The organism is Pseudomonas sp. TE4620, assembly GCF_056279045.1.
Map to the genome: position 1 here is coordinate 1,132,238 of NZ_JBWBQO010000001.1, position 21,274 is coordinate 1,153,511.

At 60.0% G+C, this 21,274-nt stretch carries 18 protein-coding genes and 2 pseudogenes; 19 read left to right on the forward strand and 1 reads right to left on the reverse strand.

Annotated features, from left to right (window positions below):
* Positions 1–41: 41 nt before the first annotated feature.
* From ACZ9A3_RS05345 to ACZ9A3_RS05380, 8 genes are all read left to right on the forward strand, one after another.
* Entirely contained in the window at positions 42–866 is an 825-nt protein-coding gene (locus ACZ9A3_RS05345; RefSeq protein ID WP_093385362.1) for a substrate-binding periplasmic protein, read from the forward strand.
* Positions 867–875: 9 nt separating this feature from the next.
* Positions 876–1,229 carry a DUF4398 domain-containing protein gene (locus ACZ9A3_RS05350; protein WP_045200525.1) on the forward strand — a complete coding sequence of 118 codons (354 nt, stop codon included), beginning with the start codon at positions 876–878 and terminating at the stop codon, positions 1,227–1,229.
* The gene (locus tag ACZ9A3_RS05355; RefSeq protein WP_045200527.1) at positions 1,226–2,035 is read left to right on the forward strand and encodes an OmpA family protein; all 810 of its coding nucleotides are present in this window, start codon (positions 1,226–1,228) and stop codon (positions 2,033–2,035) included. The genes ACZ9A3_RS05350 and ACZ9A3_RS05355 overlap by 4 nt, the downstream gene beginning before the upstream one ends.
* Before the next feature lie 351 nt (positions 2,036–2,386).
* Positions 2,387–2,536: a hypothetical protein gene (locus ACZ9A3_RS05360; RefSeq protein ID WP_476252207.1), complete on the forward strand. Its 150-nt coding sequence runs from the start codon at positions 2,387–2,389 to the stop codon at positions 2,534–2,536.
* A gap of 425 nt (positions 2,537–2,961) precedes the next feature.
* A complete protein-coding gene (locus ACZ9A3_RS05365; protein WP_045200530.1) occupies positions 2,962–4,407 on the forward strand; it encodes an aminotransferase-like domain-containing protein in 1,446 nt (481 codons plus the stop codon).
* Positions 4,408–4,624: 217 nt separating this feature from the next.
* Positions 4,625–4,942: a translation initiation factor 2 gene (locus tag ACZ9A3_RS05370; RefSeq protein WP_309475569.1), complete on the forward strand. Its 318-nt coding sequence runs from the start codon at positions 4,625–4,627 to the stop codon at positions 4,940–4,942.
* A 127-nt stretch (positions 4,943–5,069) separates the two neighbouring features.
* On the forward strand, positions 5,070–5,324 hold the full coding sequence (locus ACZ9A3_RS05375) for a YkgJ family cysteine cluster protein (protein ID WP_045200534.1): 255 nt from the start codon (positions 5,070–5,072) through the stop codon (positions 5,322–5,324).
* 32 nt (positions 5,325–5,356) lie between these two features.
* Entirely contained in the window at positions 5,357–5,962 is a 606-nt protein-coding gene (locus ACZ9A3_RS05380) for an START domain-containing protein (RefSeq protein ID WP_213602003.1), read from the forward strand.
* Between the two features lie 142 nt (positions 5,963–6,104).
* On the opposite strand, the gene gltA is transcribed toward ACZ9A3_RS05380, so the two are convergent.
* Positions 6,105–7,394 carry a citrate synthase gene (gltA, locus tag ACZ9A3_RS05385; protein ID WP_010224685.1) on the reverse strand — a complete coding sequence of 430 codons (1,290 nt, stop codon included), beginning with the start codon at positions 7,392–7,394 and terminating at the stop codon, positions 6,105–6,107.
* Between the two features lie 350 nt (positions 7,395–7,744).
* Here gltA and sdhC point away from each other — a divergent pair, with 350 nt between their 5' ends.
* The 11 genes and pseudogenes from sdhC to brnQ all read left to right on the forward strand — a co-directional run bounded on the left by sdhC (position 7,745) and on the right by brnQ (position 21,139).
* Positions 7,745–8,131, forward strand: coding sequence for a succinate dehydrogenase, cytochrome b556 subunit (gene sdhC / locus ACZ9A3_RS05390; RefSeq protein WP_174242293.1), 387 nt, complete (start codon positions 7,745–7,747; stop codon positions 8,129–8,131).
* Complete coding sequence (gene sdhD / locus ACZ9A3_RS05395) at positions 8,125–8,493, forward strand: succinate dehydrogenase, hydrophobic membrane anchor protein (protein ID WP_028945358.1); 369 nt, start codon at positions 8,125–8,127, stop codon at positions 8,491–8,493. The genes sdhC and sdhD overlap by 7 nt, the downstream gene beginning before the upstream one ends.
* A 3-nt stretch (positions 8,494–8,496) precedes the next feature.
* Positions 8,497–10,269 carry a succinate dehydrogenase flavoprotein subunit gene (gene sdhA, locus ACZ9A3_RS05400; protein ID WP_045200538.1) on the forward strand — a complete coding sequence of 591 codons (1,773 nt, stop codon included), beginning with the start codon at positions 8,497–8,499 and terminating at the stop codon, positions 10,267–10,269.
* Between the two features lie 11 nt (positions 10,270–10,280).
* Positions 10,281–10,985 (forward strand): succinate dehydrogenase iron-sulfur subunit, encoded by a 705-nt coding sequence (locus ACZ9A3_RS05405; protein ID WP_010224678.1) that lies wholly within the window; start codon positions 10,281–10,283, stop codon positions 10,983–10,985.
* Between the two features lie 246 nt (positions 10,986–11,231).
* The gene (locus ACZ9A3_RS05410) at positions 11,232–14,063 is read left to right on the forward strand and encodes a 2-oxoglutarate dehydrogenase E1 component (protein WP_045200540.1); all 2,832 of its coding nucleotides are present in this window, start codon (positions 11,232–11,234) and stop codon (positions 14,061–14,063) included.
* A 42-nt stretch (positions 14,064–14,105) separates the two neighbouring features.
* Positions 14,106–15,326, forward strand: a complete 1,221-nt coding sequence (gene odhB / locus ACZ9A3_RS05415; RefSeq protein WP_045200542.1) for a 2-oxoglutarate dehydrogenase complex dihydrolipoyllysine-residue succinyltransferase — start codon at positions 14,106–14,108, stop codon at positions 15,324–15,326.
* A gap of 105 nt (positions 15,327–15,431) precedes the next feature.
* The gene (gene lpdA, locus ACZ9A3_RS05420) at positions 15,432–16,868 is read left to right on the forward strand and encodes a dihydrolipoyl dehydrogenase (RefSeq protein ID WP_038996215.1); all 1,437 of its coding nucleotides are present in this window, start codon (positions 15,432–15,434) and stop codon (positions 16,866–16,868) included.
* A 175-nt stretch (positions 16,869–17,043) separates the two neighbouring features.
* A pseudogene (locus ACZ9A3_RS05425) lies at positions 17,044–17,634 on the forward strand (ATP-grasp domain-containing protein); the annotation flags it as partial.
* A gap of 89 nt (positions 17,635–17,723) precedes the next feature.
* Positions 17,724–18,587 (forward strand): annotated as a pseudogene (sucC, locus tag ACZ9A3_RS05430) (ADP-forming succinate--CoA ligase subunit beta); the annotation flags it as partial.
* On the forward strand, positions 18,587–19,471 hold the full coding sequence (gene sucD, locus ACZ9A3_RS05435) for a succinate--CoA ligase subunit alpha (protein WP_045200545.1): 885 nt from the start codon (positions 18,587–18,589) through the stop codon (positions 19,469–19,471). The pseudogene sucC and the gene sucD, both read left to right, overlap by 1 nt.
* A 354-nt stretch (positions 19,472–19,825) precedes the next feature.
* Entirely contained in the window at positions 19,826–21,139 is a 1,314-nt protein-coding gene (gene brnQ, locus ACZ9A3_RS05440) for a branched-chain amino acid transport system II carrier protein (protein ID WP_045202210.1), read from the forward strand.
* Positions 21,140–21,274 lie beyond the last annotated feature (135 nt).

Sequence of the window (21,274 nt, forward strand, 5' to 3'; positions counted from 1 at the left end):
TCGGGCTTTTTCATTCTGGCTAGAAAGTAGGGAGTGGTTGCATGGGATGGCGTGGCCAGATAAATACGGCGCTGGTGTTCGCTGCGGTGCTGATGCCGTTGCAAGCGTGGGCGGTGGGCAAGTGCGAGCGGCTGGTGGCCACCGGCAGCCCCGATGCGCCGCCGTACTCGTGGCGCGATCCGCAAGATCCCAAGCACCTGATGGGCGCCAACGTCGACCTGTTCAGGCAGGTAGCCAGCGAGCTGGGCCTGAAGGTTGAAGTCCTCGACAGCGGCAGCCGCAGCCAGGCCCTGGAAGAGGTGCGCAGCGGTCGTGTCGATTTGCTGATCGATTCACCCTTCGCGGTGGCCGAGCTGACTACGGTCGACTTCGTCCATCCCTCGCTGCTGAGCAACGAATACGTGGTGTGGACTCGCCACGATTCGCCGCTGGTCTATAACACCCTGGCCGATTTGCACGAGCATCGCGGCAGCGTCTCGGAAAAAGCGCGCATGACCCCGGAATTTACTGCCTACGCCAAGAGCCAGTTGCAGCTGGCACCTTCGCAGAATCTGACCCAGGCCTTCCAGAAGTTGCTGCTCGGTCAGGTCGACTATGTGCTGGCCGGGCGCTACGCCGGGATGGCCATGGCTCAGGCCCTGGGCATGAACAACGAGCTGATTGCCCGCGGCTTGCCTCTGGATCGCCCGGGCCTGTACCTGGCGCTGTCGCATAATTCGGCATGCAATGACGCCTGGTTGCGCGGACAATTGGCAAAAAAGCTGACAGAATTGCCGGCCTCCGGCGTGTCTCAGGCGGTGCTGCAACGTAATGTCGAACGCTGGAAAGCGCAGATGCAGGCGCCGCTGGATGCCCCTAAACAGTAGGAAGATTGCGTGAGAACTCATCCATTATTCGCCGCTCTGGCACTGCTGGCCCTGGCCGGATGTGCCAATGACCCGGCCCCGAATGAACAGTTGCGCCTGTCCGAGCAGGCACTGGAGCAGGCCAAGGCGGTGGGTGCCACCGACGAAGTGGCAGAGCTGAAGCAGGCCGAAGAAAAACTGGCTCGGGCCCGAGTCAACATGACCAGCGAATCCTACCGTGACGCGCGCATGCGCGCCGAGCAGGCCGAGCTGGACGCGCGCCTGGCCGAGGCGCGGGTGCTGACGGTCAAGAGCAAGGAGCAGCTGGACTTGCTGCAATCGCGGGTCAATCGCCTGCGTAAACAGTTGGGGGAGCAGCGGTGAGTTCGATCAAACCATTGGCAGCACTGTTGTTGGTCGGTGTGGTCGGCCTGCAGGGCTGCGCCAGCCAGCGCAGCGAGACGGCGCTGGACGAGGCCACGGCCAAGTTCCAGACGGTCAAGGACGATTCCAACGTTTTGCGCAGCGCGCCGCGTGACGTGATTCGTGCCGGTGAATCGCTGGCCCGTGCCGAGCGCCTGTCCAGTTATCTGGGGACCGGCGCCGATGTGCGCCATTACGCCTACCTGAGCCAGCGCTACAGCGATATTGCCCGCGAGCACAGCAATCTGGTGCTCAACCAGGAACGCCTGGCCAAGCTTGAGCTTGAGCGTCAGCGCCTGCAGCTGGCGTTGCGTGAGGCCAAGCTTGCCAGCGTGCAGCAGCAGGGCAAATGGCTGGAAGCGCAGATCGTCAGCCTGGCCACCGAGCAGAGCGACCGTGGCTTGGTGATGACCCTGGGCGACGTGCTGTTCGACACCGGGCATGCGGAGCTTAAAAACTCGGCCAGCCGCACGGTGCTCAAGCTGGTGCAGTTCCTCCAGCTCAACCCCAAGCGCATTATCCGTATCGAGGGTTATACCGACAGCACGGGCGCGCCTGAGGATAACCTCAAATTGTCCCGGGATCGGGCTCAGGCGGTAGCCGATATGCTGATCGACCTGGGTGTTGATGAAAAGCGCATCGAGGTCGAGGGCTATGGCGACCAGTATCCGGTCGAGGCCAATGCCTCGGAGCGGGGCAGGGCGCAGAACCGTCGGGTCGAGATCGTCTTTTCCGACGACAAGGGCAAGCTTGGCGCGGCGCGCTGAGTAATGGATGAAGAAACCCGGTGAGTGTTCCTCTCCGGGTTTTTTATGGCTCTTCAGGGGCTTGGGTTGGGTTTTTGAAGCTGCGGGCTTATCCATTCGGTGCGGTGCGGCTGCCGGCCCCTTCCGCCTTTACGGCGGCCTACTTTTCTCTTGGGAAAAGTAGGCAAAACCGCTTGCTCCTGCATACGGCCCTACGCTACGGCACCTTCCGGGGCATCGCGGCCTACGACTTGCTACGCCAAGTCTACGTCTCGCGTCTTCGGCTGACGCCGAAGGTGCTGCGCACCGCCCCTACAGGCACCTACGCTCAGCCTCCTGAAGTCGCGTTTCGCGGCGCCTGGAAATGCGTGCATGAACATCAAGATCAAGATCAAGCAAGTTGGTACTCGTTTTGCCAGCGGGCTTGTCCCGCTCCTGGGTCAGCCTGGCTGCGCCAACATCTGCTTTCGCAGATACACCTGTGCAGGCGCCGCCCGTAACTTCGCGACTTCAGGAGGCTGAGCGTAGGTGTCTGGAGGGGGTTGGTGCGTAGCACCCTTCGGCCCAGGCCGAAGTCGCGAGACGTAGACTTGGCGAAGCAAGTCGTAGGCCGCGATGCCCCTGGAAGGCACCGTAGCGAAGGAACCCGGAGCGCAGCGTAGGGCCGTATGCTGGAGCGAGCGGTTTTGGTTCCTTTTGCCAAGAACAAAAGGGACCCGCCGTAAGGGCGGAAGGGGCCAGCAGCGGCGCCACATCGAATGGATAAGCTCGCAGCCTCAACATCCCCACCCTGGTTGTGACAAATGGCGCATCCCCGCCTCTGTCACACAACTGTATTGTCGACTATTCTGCAATCTGTCCCAGTACACTTCGCAACTGTTCCGGTATTCTTGGCCGAAAACAGCCGTACAAAAACAACTACATTGCCTGCGTGTCGAGAACTGATCATGACCAACCTGTTGCTCTACCAGCGCATCGCCCAGCAACTGGCCGAAGATATTCGCCGCGGTGTGTACCAGCCAGGTGAGCGGGTGCCGTCGGTGCGCAAGATGAGCTCGCAGCTCAATGTCAGCCATGCCACGGTGCTGCAGGCCTATGCCAATCTCGAAGACCAGGGCTTGATTCGCGCGCGGCCGCAGTCCGGCTATTACGTGCACCAGACCCCTGCGTTGACCGCACAGACGCCGGATATCGCCCGGGTCGAGCGCCCGGGGCTGGTCACGCGCAGCAGTATCATCCAGCAGGTATTGACCGAAGCCCGGCGCGACGGGGTGTTTCCCTTTGGCGCGGCGGTGCCGCATGTCGACTATTTGCCGGTGCGCGCGTTGCACCAGCAATTGGCCAAGGTCACCCGCTTTCATAGCCCGCGGGCGTTCAGCTACATGTTCAGCCCGGGTTTCGAGCCGTTGCGCCGGCAGATCGCCATTCGCATGCGCGATGCCGGCGTGGTGGTCGACCCCAGCGAAGTGGTGGTCACCCATGGCTGCGTCGATGCCCTGCAGATGTCGTTGCGGGTGCTGACCCGGCCGGGCGACCTGATCGCCGCCGAATCACCGACCTACTACGGTTTGCTGCAACTGGCCGACCTGCTTGGCCTGAAAGTCATCGAGATCCCCAGCGATCCATCCACCGGCATCAGCCTCGAAGCGTTGCAGTTGGCGGCCAACCAGTGGTCGATCAAGGCCCTGGTGCTGACCGCGCGCCTGAGCAATCCGCTGGGCGGCACCATTCCGGAAGATCGCCAGAAGCAGCTGTTGCGCCTGGCGTCGGATTTCGACATCCAGATCATCGAAGACGATATCTATGGCGAGTTGATGTTCGAGCAGGGCAAGACCAAGGCGCTCAAGGCCTTCGACCGGCTCGGGCGGGTGATCTATTGCTCAAGCTTTTCCAAGACCTTGTCTCCCGGTGTGCGTATCGGCTGGATGGTTGCCGGCAAGTACCAGGCGGAAATCCAGCGCTTGCAGACCTTTACCACCCACTCGGCCTGCAGCGTGACGCAGATGGGGGTGGCGTCCTACTTGGAGAACGGTGGTTACGACCGGCATCTGCGTTTCATCCGCCAGGAATATCGGAAAAATCTCAGCGCCTACCAGCTGGCGGTGCAACAGCATTTCCCGGAAGGTACGCAGATGACCCGGCCCACCGGCGGTTTCATTCTCTGGGTGAGCCTGCCGGGCCGGGTCAATACCCAGGAATTGCACGTGCGTGCGCTGCAGCAGGGCATCAGTATCGCCCCAGGGTTGATCTTCAGTAACACCGAGCAATTCAACCACTGCATTCGTCTGAACTGCGGCATCCCGTGGAATCGTGAGGCGGAGCGGGCGGTGATGACCCTGGGCATGCTCGCCAGCCAGTTGTGCCAGGAATCGGCCTCGGGCGCTTTTTTCTAGACTTGCCAGTCGTGTCAGGAACGGGGAGCATAAGCATTTTTAGGGATAATCGTCGGTGCCTATGAAAGCGTTGCGTTGTATCGGGCTGTCCCTGTGTTTGCTCGGTGGCTTGGCTTGCACCTGGGCAGCAGTGGCCGAAACCGCACCGGCCGGCAAAACCTCCACTAGCAAAAGCGCCAAGCCTGCAGCCAAGCCAAAGCAGGCAAAAGCGCCGCCGGTGCGTAAAAAGGCAAGCACCAAAGCCACCCAGCGCAGCGTACGCAAAAATGCCAAGGCGGCGCCCGCGCCATTGTCCAAGACCAAGCTCGACCTGAGCCTGCCCTCGGGCATGGTCAAGGAGCTCAAGCCCGATACCCAGGAGCAGGCACCTTTGCCCAAGCCATTGCTGCCCTACCTGTTTGGTGAGAAACCGCCTTCCGACAGCCCGTTTCAGCTCAATGGCCGGCTGATCAGCAACGAAATGCAGCTGCAACTGCGTAACGACAGTCGCAAGGATGTCGAAGGCGCGGCGATTGAGTTCGAGTTCAAGCAGTAGGGCGAAACTGACTGTCCAGTCACCCCTTTGGGGTTGATATTTCATCCTGCGAGCAATTTCAAACGCCTGTTTAAGCGGTTACTATCCGGGTTCATTCATCATTTGTTACTCCGAGGATCCTGTTGTCATGAATTGCCGTGAAGGTTGTGGCGCCTGCTGCATTGCGCCTTCCATCAGCTCGCCGATACCGGGGATGCCCAAGGGCAAGCCCGCCGGTGAGCGCTGCCTGCACTTGTCGGTTGCCAACCTCTGCGGCTTGTTCGGCAAGCCCGAGCGCCCGCCGGTGTGTGGTGGTTTCAAGGCAGAGGCCGAGATCTGCGGCAACGACCGCGACGAGGCGATCAGGATCCTGGGGTGGCTGGAGCAAATGACGGCAGCTTGAAACGCGGATCTTCGACAATAAGGAACAAAAGCATGGGATCGTTTAAGCACATGGCACTGGTGTTGGGTCTGGGAGCGGCGCTGGTGCCCCTGGCGCATGCCGAGGACTGGAAGCAGGCCAAGAAAGAAGACGGAATCAAGATCGATCTCAGTGAGGTTGCCGGTTCCGACTACAAGGCCTATCGCGGCGTTACCTTTATCAAGGCGCCACTGGCCAAGGTCAGGGCCCTGCAGGAAGACGTTGCCGGGGCCTGCGCCTGGATTCATGAGTGCAAGACGCAAAAGCTGCTGAAAACCGAAGGTGACCAGAGCTGGACCTACACTCAATTTAATACCCCGTGGCCGGTCACTGCGCGTGATTCGGTCATGCATGTCACCACTACCGTAGCGGCTGATGGCAGCCTGATCCGCAAGCTTCAAGGCGTGCCCACGTACCTGCCGGAAGAGAAGGGCTTCGTGCGGGTGGCCAAGGTTGATGGGTTCTGGAAGCTGCAGCCAAAAGACGGCGGCACCGAAGTGACTTACCAGGTGCACACCGAGCCGGGCGGCAGCGTGCCGTCGATGGTGGCGAACAAGTTTGTGGTCGATGCGCCGTTCAATACCTTGAAGGCGTTGAAAGAGCTGGCCGAGAAGCCGTAAGTACAGTTGCATCAGTTGGCGGGCTTGAGGCAACTGTTGGGCAATCGCGGGGCAAGCCCGCTCCCACAGAACTGCAGCCCGCGATCAGCGCAATAAAAAAGGCTGCCCGAGGGCAGCCTTTTTTCGTGTTCGGCCCAAAGGCTTACTTGCGGTCTTCCAGTTTGACGATGTCGCGCGACTCGTAGCCGGTGTACAGCTGGCGAGGGCGGCCGATCTTGTACGGGCTGGAGAGCATTTCTTTCCAGTGCGAGATCCAGCCGACGGTCCGCGCCAGGGCGAAGATCACGGTGAACATGCTGGTTGGAATGCCGATCGCCTTGAGGATGATCCCCGAGTAGAAGTCGACGTTCGGGTACAGCGAGCGCTCGATGAAGTAAGGATCGGTGAGGGCGATCTCTTCCAGGCGCATGGCCAGTTCCAGCTGCGGGTCGTTCTTGATGCCCAGCTCGCGCAGGACTTCGTCGCAGGTCTGTTTCATCACGGTGGCGCGCGGGTCGCGGTTTTTGTAAACGCGGTGACCGAAGCCCATCAGCTTGAACGGATCGTTCTTGTCCTTGGCCTTGGCGATGAATTTGTCGATGTTCGAGACATCGCCGATTTCATCGAGCATGGTCAGTACCGCTTCGTTGGCGCCGCCGTGGGCAGGGCCCCACAGTGCAGCGATGCCGGCAGCGATACAGGCGAACGGGTTGGCACCCGAAGAGCCGGCCAGGCGGACGGTGGAGGTCGATGCGTTCTGCTCGTGGTCGGCGTGGAGGATGAAGATCCGGTCCATTGCCTTGGCCAGCACCGGGCTGATCGGTTTGATCTCGCACGGGGTGTTGAACATCATGTGCAGGAAGTTTTCCGCGTACGACAGGTCATTGCGCGGATACATCATGGGCTGGCCCATGGAGTACTTGTACACCATCGCTGCCAGGGTCGGCATCTTGGCGACCAGGCGGACCGCGGAGATTTCGCGGTGCTGCGGGTTATTGATGTCCAGCGAGTCATGGTAGAACGCCGACAGGGCGCCAACCACGCCGCACATGACAGCCATCGGGTGGGCGTCGCGGCGGAAGCCGTTGAAGAAGGACTTCAACTGCTCGTGAACCATGGTGTGGTTCTTCACGGTGCTGACGAACTGAGCCTTCTGCTCGGCATTCGGCAGTTCGCCGTTGAGCAGCAGGTAGCAAGTCTCGAGGTAGTCGGATTTTTCGGCCAGCTGCTCGATCGGATAGCCGCGGTGCAGCAGGATACCCTTGTCGCCGTCGATATAAGTGATCTTCGACTCGCAGGATGCGGTCGCCATGAAACCAGGGTCGAAAGTGAAGTGACCCGTGGCCCCCAACCCTCTAACGTCGATAACATCGGGACCAACGGTGCCGGTTAAAATGGGCAGCTCGACGGGGGCTGCGCCCTCGATGACCAACTGCGCTTTTTTGTCAGCCATGTGGCCTCCTATTAATGCTTGAAATCATCAGACAGACCCCCCACGCAGGGCCCGCACCACTATAGTGAGATAAATTCGAATGTCAATTTGCCTAAAGCACGGTTGTAAAGGGCTTTGGGCGCTGTTTTTCCTCGAAATTACCGCCCGTTTACGCCTTTTGTTCGCTAAAGGCAATGCGCTATTTGGGCTAGGTGTCTGCGTTGTCATTAGTAGCCTAACTGTCTATAATCGGCCCCCGACCGCCAGGGGCTTGCAAGCCCGTGTTGCTGGGGTCGTCACTCCCTGGGTGGTGGGTACCTGACCAGTACACTTACCAACAACTTTGCCCTGCTTGCTAGGGGCTCTTCAGTGTGAAAAAAGCCGTGAAAAGCCAACGACCTGTAAACCTAGACCTAAGGACCATCAAACTCCCCATTACCGGCGTTACGTCATTTCTTCACCGTGTTTCCGGCATCATCCTCTTCCTCGGCCTTGGCTTCATGCTTTATGCATTGGGCAAATCCCTGGGTTCGGAGGAAGGTTTCGCCGAGGTGAAGGCATGCTTGACCAGTCCGCTGGCCAAGTTCGTGGCATGGGGCCTCCTGTCCGCCTTGCTGTATCACTTGGTAGCCGGTGTGCGCCACTTGATCATGGACATGGGCATCGGTGAAACGCTGGAAGGCGGCCGACTGGGCTCGAAAATTATCATCGCCGTTTCCGTGGTGGTGATTGTGCTGGCAGGAGTTTGGATATGGTAACCAACGTCACGAACCTCTCGCGTTCGGGCCTCTATGACTGGATGGCGCAGCGCGTTTCTGCGGTCGTTCTCGCGGCTTATTTCATTTTCCTGATCGGATACCTGGTCGCGCACCCGGGCATCGAGTTTGCCCAGTGGCACGCTCTGTTCTCCAACAACGCGATGCGTATTTTCAGTCTGCTGGCCCTTGTGGCCCTGGGCGCTCACGCCTGGGTCGGCATGTGGACCATTGCCACCGACTACCTGACGCCGATGGCGCTGGGCAAGTCGGCGACTGCCGTACGTTTCCTGTTCCAGGCGGTATGTGGTGTCGCGATGTTCGCGTACTTCGTCTGGGGTGTGCAGATTCTCTGGGGTATCTGATTCATGGCTAACATTCCTACGATTTCATTCGACGCCATCATCATTGGTGGCGGCGGTGCCGGCATGCGCGCAGCGCTGCAGCTGGCTCAGGGCGGTCACAAGACTGCCGTGATCACCAAGGTCTTCCCGACCCGTTCGCACACTGTATCGGCCCAGGGTGGCATCACCTGCGCCATCGCTTCGGCCGACCCGAACGATGACTGGCGCTGGCACATGTACGATACTGTCAAGGGTTCCGACTATATCGGTGACCAGGACGCTATCGAATACATGTGTCAGGAAGGTCCTGCTGCCGTGTTCGAGCTGGACCACATGGGTCTGCCGTTCTCGCGTACCGAGCAAGGCCGTATCTACCAGCGCCCGTTCGGCGGTCAGTCCAAGGACTTTGGTAAAGGTGGCCAGGCCGCCCGTACCTGCGCCGCTTCCGACCGTACCGGTCACGCGCTGCTGCACACCCTGTACCAGGGCAACCTGAAAGCAGGCACCACCTTCCTCAACGAGTACTACGCCGTTGACCTGGTGAAGAACCAGGAAGGTGCGTTCGTCGGTGTGATCGCCATCTGCATCGAAACCGGCGAAACCCTGTACATCAAAGCCAAGGCCACTGTTCTGGCCACCGGCGGTGCAGGCCGTATCTACTCCTCCACCACCAACGCCCTGATCAATACCGGTGACGGTATCGGCATGGCCCTGCGTGCAGGCGTTCCGGTGCAGGACATCGAGATGTGGCAGTTCCACCCGACCGGCATCGCCGGCGCTGGTGTACTGGTCACCGAAGGTTGCCGCGGTGAAGGCGGTTACCTGATCAACAAGCATGGCGAGCGTTTCATGGAACGTTATGCGCCTAACGCCAAAGACCTCGCCGGTCGTGACGTTGTGGCCCGTTCCATGGTTAAAGAGATCATCGCCGGCAACGGCTGTGGCCCTAACGGCGACCACGTGATGCTCAAGCTTGACCACCTGGGTGAAGAAGTACTGCACAGCCGCCTGCCAGGCATCTGTGAGCTGTCCAAGACCTTCGCTCACGTTGACCCTGTGGTCGCGCCGGTTCCTGTTGTGCCAACCTGCCACTACATGATGGGCGGCGTTGCCACCAACATCCATGGCCAGGCCATGACCCAGGACGCCGATGGCGTCGACCACATCATCCCGGGCCTGTTCGCGGTCGGTGAAGTGGCGTGCGTATCGGTTCACGGTGCCAACCGCCTGGGCGGCAACTCGCTGCTCGACCTGGTGGTCTTCGGTCGCGCCGCCGGCCTGCACCTGGAAAAAGCACTGAGCGACGGTATCGAATACCTCGACGCCAGCGACACCGACATCGATGTTGCCCTGAGCCGTCTGAACAAGCTCAACGAGCGCAACACCGGCGAAGACGTGGCTACCCTGCGTCGCGAACTGCAAAGCTGCATGCAGAACTACTTCGGTGTATTCCGTACCGGCGAATACATGCAGAAGGGTATCGAGCAACTGGCTGGCCTGCGCGAGCGTATCGCCAACGTCAAGATCAACGACAAGTCCCAGGCCTTCAACACCGCGCGTATCGAAGCGCTGGAGCTGCAGAACCTGCTGGAAGTCGCTGAAGCCACTGCCATCGCTGCAGAAGTCCGTAAAGAGTCCCGCGGCGCTCACGCCCGTGAAGACTTCGAAGACCGTGACGACGAAAACTGGCTGTGCCACACCCTGTACTTCCCGGGTGAGAAGCGCGTCGCCAAGCGCGCCGTCAACTTCGCGCCGAAAACCGTTCCGGCGTTCGAGCCTAAAGTCCGGACTTACTAAGGGTGGCCACAATGTTGCAAGTCGAAGTTTATCGTTACAACCCCGATACCGACTCGGCACCCAAGATGCAGGTGTTCCAGGTCGATACCGGCGGCAAGGACCTGATGGTTCTCGATGTCTTGGCACTGATCAAGGAACAGGACGAAGGTTTCTCGTATCGTCGTTCCTGCCGTGAAGGTGTTTGCGGTTCCGATGGCATGAACATCAACGGCAAGAACGGCCTGGCCTGCATCACGCCGCTGTCGGCCGTGGTCAAGCGCAACAAGCTGATCGTTCGCCCGTTGCCTGGATTGCCGGTCATTCGTGACCTGGTCGTCGATATGAGCATCTTCTACAAACAGTACGAGAAGGTGAAGCCATTCCTGCAGAACGATACGCCGGCTCCGGCCATCGAGCGTCTGCAGTCGCCGGAAGAACGCGAAAAGCTGGACGGCCTGTACGAGTGCATCCTGTGCGCTTGCTGCTCGACTTCCTGCCCGTCGTTCTGGTGGAACCCGGACAAGTTCCTCGGTCCAGCTGCACTGCTGCAGGCCTACCGTTTCCTGGCCGACAGCCGTGACACCAAGACCCAGGAGCGTCTGGCTTCGCTGGATGACCCGTTCAGCGTGTTCCGTTGCCGCGGCATCATGAACTGCGTAAACGTTTGCCCTAAAGGTCTGAACCCGACCAAGGCCATCGGTCACGTACGTAACATGCTGCTGCAAAGCGGTACCTGATTTTAAAAGTGTTGTACCCGTAGTACGCCAAGGTGCGGGCCCTTGCCCGCACCAAGGTGAAACCCGAGCTAGGGCCCACAAAGCCCAAGCTTTTACCTATGAAGATATGAGACCAGCAGGGGCTTCCGGGCTGGTACCCGGAAAATCTGTAGGATCCTTGGTGGCTTGGTTGGGTCGCTGCATTAGGACTTTTCCAGGCGTGCTGTGGCTCTTGCCGATCCGTCCCCTAACCGAGGGTGACCAAGCATGCAAGAAAGCGTGATGCAGCGCATGTGGGATAGCGCCCACCTTTCAGGTGGTAACGCTGCATATGTGGAAGAGCTCTACGAGCTTTACCTGCACGACCCTAACGCTGTGCCAGAAGAGTGGCGCACTTACTTCCAGAAGTTGCCCGCCGAAGGCAGCACCGCTACCGATGTATCGCACTCTACAATCCGCGACCATTTCGTACTGCTGGCAAAGAACCAGCGCCGCGCCCAACCGGTTTCCGCCGGGAGCGTGAGCAGTGAACACGAGAAGAAGCAGGTTGAAGTTCTGCGACTGATCCAGGCCTACCGTATGCGCGGCCACCAAGCCGCTAAGCTCGACCCCCTGGGGTTGTGGCAGCGCCCTGCGCCAGTAGACCTGTCGATCAATCATTACGGCTTGACCAATGCCGATCTTGATACGACCTTCCGTGCCGGCGACCTGTTCATCGGCAAAGAGGAAGCGAGCCTACGCGAAATCTTCGACGCTTTGCAGCAGACATATTGCCGCACCATTGGCGCCGAATTCACCCACATCGTCGACTCCGAGCAGCGCAGCTGGTTCCAGCAGCGTCTGGAGAGCGTGCGTGGGCGTCCAGTCTTCTCCGCGGATATTCAGAGCCACCTGCTCGAGCGCGTCACCGCCGCCGAGGGTCTGGAAAAATACCTGGGTACCAAATACCCGGGCACCAAGCGTTTCGGCCTGGAAGGCGGCGAAAGCCTGATTCCGATGCTGGACGAGCTGATTCAACGCTCCGGTTCCTACGGCACCAAGGAAGTTGTCATCGGCATGGCTCACCGTGGCCGTCTGAACGTCCTGGTCAACACCTTCGGCAAGAACCCGCGCGACCTGTTCGACGAGTTCGAAGGCAAGAAGAAGGTCGAGCTGGGCTCCGGTGACGTCAAATACCACCAGGGCTTCTCGTCCAACGTGATGACCGCCGGTGGCGAAGTTCACCTGGCCATGGCGTTCAACCCTTCGCACCTGGAGATCGTCTCGCCAGTGGTTGAAGGTTCGGTACGTGCCCGTCAGGACCGTCGCAACGACACCGTTGGCGACAAGGTACTGCCGATTTCCATCCACGGTGACGCGGCATTCGCCGGTCAAGGCGTGGTCATGGAAACCTTCCAGATGTCGCAGACCCGCGGTTTCAAGACCGGCGGTACCGTGCACATCGTGATCAACAACCAGGTTGGTTTCACCATCAGCAACCCGCTGGACTCGCGTTCCACCGAGTACGCCACCGACGTCGCCAAGATGATTCAGGCGCCGATCCTGCACGTCAACGGTGATGATCCGGAAGCGGTGCTGTTCGTGACCCAGCTGGCGGTCGATTACCGCATGCAGTTCAAGCGTGACGTGGTCATCGACCTGGTCTGCTACCGTCGTCGCGGCCACAACGAGGCCGACGAGCCGAACGGCACCCAGCCGCTGATGTACCAGCAGATCGCCAAGCAGCGCACCACCCGCGAACTCTACGCCGAAGCCCTGACCCAGTCGGGCCGTCTTGACGCCGAGCGCGTCCAGGCCAAGGTCGACGAGTACCGCAACGCGCTGGATAACGGCCTGCACGTAGTAAAAAGCCTGGTTAAAGAGCCGAACAAAGAGCTGTTCGTCGACTGGCGTCCGTACCTGGGTCACACCTGGACCGCGCGTCACGACACCCGCTTCGATCTGAAGACCCTGCAGGAACTGTCGGCCAAGCTGCTGGAGCTGCCGGAAGGTTTCGTGGTTCAGCGTCAGGTTTCGAAGATCTACGAAGATCGCCAGAAGATGCAGGCCGGTGGCTTGCCGATCAACTGGGGCTACGCCGAAACCATGGCCTACGCGACCCTGCTGTTTGAAGGTCATCCGATCCGCATGACGGGTCAGGATATCGGTCGCGGCACTTTCTCGCACCGCCACGCGGTACTGCACAACCAGAAAGACGCCAGCACCTACCTGCCACTGCAGAACCTGTACGCCGGTCAGCCTAAGTTCGACCTGTACGACTCCTTCCTCTCGGAAGAAGCGGTACTGGCCTTCGAATACGGCTACTCCACCACCACGCCGAACGCGCTGGTGATCTGGGAAGCCCAGTTCGGCGACTTCGCCAACGGTGCCCAGGTGGTTGTCGACCAGTTCATCACCAGCGGCGAGCACAAGTGGGGCCGTCTGTGCGGTCTGACCATGCTGCTGCCACACGGTTATGAAGGGCAGGGGCCTGAGCACTCCTCGGCACGTCTGGAGCGTTACCTGCAGCTGTGCGCCGAGCACAACGTGCAGGTTTGCGTACCGACCACGCCGGCTCAGATCTACCACCTGCTGCGTCGTCAGGTCATCCGTCCGCTGCGCAAGCCGCTGATCGTGCTGACGCCAAAGTCGCTGCTGCGCCACAAACTGGCCATCTCGACCCTGGAAGAACTGGCCGAAGGCTCGTTCCAGACCGTGATCCCGGAAATCGATACCCTCGATCCGAAGAACGTCACGCGCCTGGTTCTGTGCAGCGGCAAGGTCTACTACGATCTGCTGGAAAAACGCCGTGCCGAAGGCCGCGAAGATATCGCCATCGTGCGTATCGAGCAGCTGTATCCGTTCCCTGAAGACGACCTGGTCGAAATCCTCGCGCCGTACACCAATCTCAAAGATGTGGTGTGGTGCCAGGAAGAGCCAATGAACCAGGGCGCCTGGTACAGCAGCCAACACCACATGCGTCGCATTCTGACCCGTCACAACAAGGACCTGGTCCTCGAGTACGCCGGTCGCGATGCTTCGGCAGCACCTGCTTGTGGTTACGCTTCGATGCACGCCGAGCAGCAGGAAAAACTGCTGCAAGATGCCTTCACCGTTTAATGCCATCGCGCACCAGAAACCGAATTTAAGGAACCACTGATAATGGCTATCGAGATCAAAGCCCCTACTTTCCCGGAATCGGTTGCCGATGGCACCGTTGCCACCTGGCACAAGCAACCGGGCGAAGCGGTCAAGCGTGACGAGCTGATCGTCGACATCGAAACCGACAAGGTTGTCCTGGAAGTACTGGCTACCGCTGACGGCGTGCTGGGCGCTATCGTCAAGGGCGAGGGCGAAACCGTCCTGTCCGACGAAGTCCTGGGTTCGATCGAAGCAGGTGGTGTTGCTGCCGCGGCGCCTGCCGCTGCTGCCGCGCCTGCCGCCGCTGCTCCTGCTGCCGCTGCTGCTGGCGACGAAGACGCCATCGGCGCTCCGGCTGCCCGCAAGCTGGCCGAAGAAAACGGCATCGCCCTGAACAGCATCAAGGGCACCGGCAAAGACGGTCGCATCACCAAGGAAGACGTGGTTGCTGCCATCGAAGCGAAGAAATCCGCTCCGGCTGCCGCACCTGCCGCCAAGCCAGCCGCTGCTGCCGCTGCCCCGGTCGTCGCCACTGGCGATCGCACCGAGAAGCGTGTACCGATGACTCGCGTACGTGCAACCGTTGCCAAGCGCCTGGTCGAAGCTCAGTCGAACATGGCCATGCTGACCACCTTCAACGAAGTCGACATGACCGAAGTCATGGCCCTGCGTTCGAAGTACAAGGACCTGTTCGAGAAGACCCACAACGGCGTACGCCTGGGCTTCATGTCGTTCTTCGTCAAGGCTGCCACCGAAGCGCTGAAACGCTTCCCGGCCGTCAACGCCTCGATCGACGGTTCCGACATCGTCTACCACGGTTATGCGGACATCGGCGTTGCCGTTTCCAGCGACCGCGGCCTGGTGGTACCGGTACTGCGTAACGCCGAGCAGATGAGCCTGGCTGAAATCGAAAACGGCATCGCCACCTTCGGCAAGAAAGCCCGTGACGGCAAACTGTCGATCGACGAAATGACCGGCGGTACCTTCACCATCACCAACGGTGGTACCTTTGGTTCGATGATGTCGACCCCGATCGTCAACCCGCCGCAGGCTGCGATCCTGGGCATGCACAACATCATCCAGCGTCCTATGGCCGTTAACGGTCAGGTCGTGATCCGCCCGATGATGTACCTGGCACTGTCCTACGACCACCGTCTGATCGACGGTAAAGAAGCCGTGACCTTCCTGGTGACCATCAAGAACCTGCTGGAAGACCCGGCTCGTCTGCTGCTGGATATCTGATTGAGCAGCTGCAAGCTGCAAGCTTCGAGCGGCAAGCCTGAACGGTTTGCGCTTGAGCTTGTGGCTTGCAGCTTATCGCTTGCAGCTTTAAAGAGGATTTTCTGAATGTCGCAAAAATTTGATGTGGTAGTGATTGGCGCAGGTCCTGGCGGCTACGTAGCTGCCATCAAGGCTGCGCAACTCGGTCTGAGCACTGCCTGTATCGAGAAGTACACTGACGGCGAAGGCAAGCTGGCCCTCGGCGGTACCTGCCTGAACGTGGGTTGCATTCCTTCCAAGGCGCTGCTGGACAGCTCCTGGAAGTACAAGGAAGCCAAAGAGAGCTTCAACGTCCACGGTATCTCCACTGGCGAAGTGAAGATGGACGTCGCCGCGATGGTTGGCCGCAAGGCTGGCATCGTCAAAAACCTGACCGGCGGTGTTGCCACCCTGTTCAAGGCCAACGGCGTCACCTCGATCCAGGGCCACGGTAAACTGCTGGCTGGCAAGAAAGTCGAAGTCACCAAGGCTGACGGCACCACCGAAATCATCGAAGCCGAGAACGTCATCCTGGCTTCCGGTTCGCGTCCGATCGACATTCCACCGGCTCCGGTCGACCAGAACGTCATCGTCGATTCCACCGGCGCCCTGGAATTCCAAACCGTACCTAAGCGCCTGGGCGTGATCGGTGCTGGCGTGATCGGCCTGGAGCTGGGTTCGGTCTGGGCTCGCCTGGGCGCAGAAGTCACCGTCCTCGAAGCCCTGGACACCTTCCTGATGGCCGCTGACGCCGCTGTCTCCAAGGAAGCGCTGAAAACCCTGACCAAGCAAGGCCTGGACATCAAGCTGGGCGCTCGCGTGACCGGCTCGAAGGTCAACGGCGCTGAAGTCGAAGTGACCTACACCGACGCCAACGGCGAGCAGAAGATCACCTTCGACAAGTTGATCGTTGCGGTCGGCCGTCGTCCGGTGACCACCGATCTGCTGGCTGCCGACAGCGGCGTGACCATCGACGAGCGTGGTTTCATCTTCGTCGACGATCACTGCGCGACCAGCGTACCGGGCGTTTACGCCATCGGTGACGTGGTTCGTGGCATGATGCTGGCGCACAAGGCCTCGGAAGAGGGCATCATGGTCGTCGAGCGCATCAAGGGCCACAAAGCCCAGATGAACTACGACCTGATCCCGTCGGTTATCTACACCCACCCGGAAATCGCATGGGTCGGTAAAACCGAACAGACCTTGAAGGCCGAAGGCGTTGAGGTTAACGTGGGCACCTTCCCGTTCGCGGCCAGCGGCCGTGCGATGGCTGCCAACGACACCGGTGGTTTCGTCAAGGTCATCGCCGATGCCAAGACCGACCGCGTCCTGGGTGTACACGTGATTGGCCCATCGGCTGCCGAACTGGTGCAGCAGGGTGCAATCGCAATGGAATTCGGCACCAGCGCCGAAGACCTGGGCATGATGGTTTTCTCCCATCCGACCCTGTCCGAAGCGCTGCATGAAGCCGCGCTGGCTGTGAATGGCGGTGCCATTCACGTTGCCAACCGTAAGAAGCGTTAAACAATAAGAAACCACGGCGGGTGGCCCGTCGTGAGTCTTGCGTGCATGACTCACCGCGGAAAGTCCGCCGGACTCGAACTCCCGGAGCATACCGGGGGCAAGTGGTCACAGGTGGCGCGGCACTCCCATGGAGCGCAGCGCCGAAGCGCAGTACCTAACGAAGACGGTAAAAAGCATGAATCTTCACGAGTATCAGGGTAAGCAGCTGTTCGCTGAATACGGCCTGCCAGTTTCCAAGGGTTTCGCAGTCGACACCCCTGAAGCTGCCGCAGAAGCCTGCGACAAGATCGGTGGCACCGAGTGGGTTGTCAAAGCCCAGGTCCACGCCGGTGGTCGCGGTAAAGCGGGCGGCGTCAAGCTGGTTCGCAGCAAGGAAGACGCCAAGGCGTTCGCTGCGCAATGGTTGGGCAAGCGTCTGGTAACCTACCAGACCGACGCCAACGGTCAGCCAGTGACCAAGATCCTGGTCGAATCCTGCACTGACATCGCCAAAGAGCTGTACCTGGGCGCTGTAGTCGACCGTTCGAGCCGCCGTATCGTGTTCATGGCTTCCACCGAAGGTGGCGTGGACATCGAGAAAGTCGCTCACGAGACTCCTGAGAAGATCATCAAGGCTACTATCGATCCACTGGTTGGCGCTCAGCCATTCCAGGGTCGTGAACTGGCGTTCCAGCTGGGTCTGGAAGGCAAGCAAGTTGCTCAGTTCGCCAAGATTTTCGTAGGCCTGGCCAAGCTGTTCAAAGAACACGACCTGGCCCTGCTGGACTGGTTGGCGCTCAGTCCAAACCCGCTGTGGTCAAAGAGCTGGTTCGCACACGACCTGGCCGTCTGTAACCTGGTCAGCCAGTAAATCCCACTGACATCGCCAAAGAGCTGTACCTGGGCGCTGTAGTCGACCGTTCGAGCCGCCGTATCGTGTTCATGGCTTCCACCGAAGGTGGCGTGGACATCGAGAAAGTCGCTCACGAGACTCCTGAGAAGATCATCAAGGCTACTATCGATCCACTGGTTGGCGCTCAGCCATTCCAGGGTCGTGAACTGGCGTTCCAGCTGGGTCTGGAAGGCAAGCAAGTTGCTCAGTTCGCCAAGATTTTCGTAGGCCTGGCCAAGCTGTTCAAAGAACACGACCTGGCCCTGCTGGAAGTAAACCCGCTGGTCATCAAGGCCGACGGCGACCTGCACTGCCTCGATGCCAAGATCAACATCGACGCTAACGCCATGTACCGTCAGCCTAAGCTGAAAACCTTCCACGACCCGTCGCAAGACGATCCTCGTGAAGCCCACGCTGCCAGCTTCGAGCTGAACTACGTGGCCCTGGAAGGCAACATCGGCTGCATGGTCAACGGTGCCGGCCTGGCCATGGGTACCATGGACATCGTCAACCTGCACGGCGGCAAGCCAGCCAACTTCCTCGACGTAGGTGGTGGTGCTACCAAAGAGCGCGTTACCGAAGCCTTCAAGATCATTCTGTCCGACAGCAATGTCGCGGCCGTTCTGGTCAACATCTTCGGCGGCATCGTTCGTTGCGACATGATTGCCGAAGGCATCATCGGCGCTGTGAAAGAAGTCGGCGTCAAGGTACCGGTTGTTGTTCGCCTGGAAGGCAACAACGCTGAACTGGGTGCTAAAGTACTGGCAGAAAGCGGTTTGAACATCATTGCGGCAACCAGCCTGACCGACGCTGCTCAACAAGTTGTCAAAGCTGCGGAGGGCAAGTAATGAGCGTCCTGATCAATAAAGACACCAAAGTCATCTGCCAGGGCTTCACCGGCTCGCAAGGTACTTTCCACTCCGAGCAAGCCATCGCCTACGGCACCAAGATGGTCGGCGGCGTGACACCAGGCAAGGGTGGTTCCACCCACCTGGGCCTGCCAGTGTTCAACACTGTGAAAGAAGCAGTAGAAGCTACCGGCGCTGATGCGTCGGTCATCTACGTTCCAGCTCCTTTCTGCAAGGACTCGATCCTGGAAGCTGCCTTCGGCGGCATCAAGCTGATCGTCTGCATCACCGAAGGCATTCCTACCCTGGACATGCTCGATGCCAAGGTCAAGTGCGACGAGCTGGGTGTTACCCTGATCGGCCCTAACTGCCCAGGCGTCATCACTCCGGGCGAGTGCAAGATCGGCATCATGCCAGGTCACATCCACTTGCCAGGCAAGGTCGGTATCGTTTCGCGTTCCGGCACCCTGACCTACGAAGCGGTCAAGCAGACCACTGACGCCGGTTTCGGTCAGTCCACCTGCGTCGGTATCGGTGGCGACCCGATCCCGGGCTCCAACTTCATCGACATCCTGAAGCTGTTCCAGGAAGACCCGAAGACCGAAGCGATCGTCATGATCGGCGAGATCGGCGGTTCGGCTGAAGAAGAAGCAGCTGCCTACATCAAGGCCAACGTCACCAAGCCTGTGGTTTCCTACATCGCTGGTGTTACCGCTCCTGCGGGCAAGCGTATGGGCCACGCTGGCGCCATCATCTCCGGCGGCAAAGGCACTGCAGACGAGAAATTCGCTGCGCTGCAGGATGCTGGTGTGAAAACCGTGCGTTCGCTGGCAGACATCGGCAAGGCCCTGGCCGAGCTGACTGGCTGGGAAGTGAAGAAGTAAGCACTGCCCGGTAAACAAGAAAGGCCACCTTCGGGTGGCCTTTTTTGTTTACCGGGCAGCAGCGGCAAGGGGCAAGCTTCAAGCTGCAAGAGGGTATTGCGGCAAGCTTGCGGCTTGTAACTTGCCGCTTGAGGCTGTCGCGCAAGCGACACGCATATTCACACATCGGACAAGCAGCCCTGCAGCAGTGCGTTTCTGTGACAAATTCGTTAACCTATGCACTCATTTTGTGCCCGCTCCCCAAAAGGGAACGACACGCTAAACGGGTCTGGCTCATCCAGCCAGGCAGCATTTCCCTCACCCAAGGGGAAATCCCTCTCTAAATCCCGATTTCAGCAGTGTGGTATTTCCTTAATGAAAGTTTTGAAAGGCCAGGACATCCTGGCACTTGGTTTTATGACGTTCGCTTTGTTCGTCGGCGCGGGCAATATCATTTTCCCACCTATCGTCGGTCTGCAATCCGGTCCACACGTGTGGATGGCGGCGCTGGGTTTCCTGATCACTGCTGTGGGCCTGCCGGTTATCACTGTTGTCGCTCTGGCCAAGGTCGGCGGCGGCATGGATGCCCTGAGCAGCCCGATCGGCAAGGTCGCCGGCGGCCTGCTGGCGGCGGTGTGCTACCTGTCGGTAGGCCCGCTGTTCGCCACTCCGCGTACCGCCACCGTATCCTTCGAGGTGGGTGTTGCGCCGCTGACCGGTGAAAGCCCGCTGGCCCTGTTTATCTACAGCCTGGTGTACTTCCTGGTGGTGCTGGCGGTGTCCATGTACCCGGGCAAGTTGCTCGACACCGTCGGTCGCTTCCTCGCGCCGCTGAAGATCATCGCCCTGGCCGCACTCGGCATCGCCGCGTTCATGCTGCCCGCCGGTGGTATCGGTGAAGCGCAGCCGGCCTACGTTGCCGCACCGTTCTCCCAGGGCTTCATCAATGGTTACCTGACCATGGATACCCTCGGCGCCCTGGTGTTCGGTATCGTCATCGTCAACGCCATCCGTTCGCGCGGTGTCGAATCGCCGCGGCTGATCACCCGCTACGCGATCATCGCCGGCCTGATCGCCGGGGTCGGCCTGGCCCTGGTGTACATCAGCCTGTTCCGCCTGGGTGCCGGCAGCCATGAAATCGCCGCCGGTGCCAGCAACGGCGCAGCGGTACTGCATGCCTATGTACAGCACACCTTCGGCTCGCTGGGCAGCGGCTTCCTGGCCGTGCTGATCGCCCTGGCCTGTCTGGTGACCGCAGTTGGCCTGACCTGCGCCTGTGCCGAGTATTTCAGCCAGGTACTGCCGCTGTCGTACCGCACCCTGGTGGTGATCCTTGCAGGCTTCTCGCTGCTGATCTCCAACCTCGGCCTGACCAAGCTGATCATGTTCTCGATTCCGGTGCTGACGGCTATCTACCCGCCGTGCATCGTGGTCGTAGGCCTGAGCTTCTGCAAAGAACTGTGGAATTCCGAGGTGCGCATCCTCGCGCCGGTGATGCTGGTTTCGCTGCTGTTCGGCATGATCGATGCCATCAAGGGCACCGCCCTGGCCAGCGAACTGCCGGAAATCCTCGCCCACCTGCCGCTGAGCGAGCAGGGCCTGGCCTGGCTGGTACCGTCGGTAGTGGCCCTGGGCGTTGCGGTGGTGTGTGACCGCATGCTTGGCAAGCCACGCGAAGTGCTGGCCTGAGAATTGGCCCTATGACGGACACCGGCCACAAGCCAACAGGGTGACCGTCACGGCAAATTCCGAGCCCCGTGTCCGCAAGGACGCGGGGCTTTTTCGTTTCTGCACGGCAGACGTGTCTTTTTCTGCGCTAAAGCG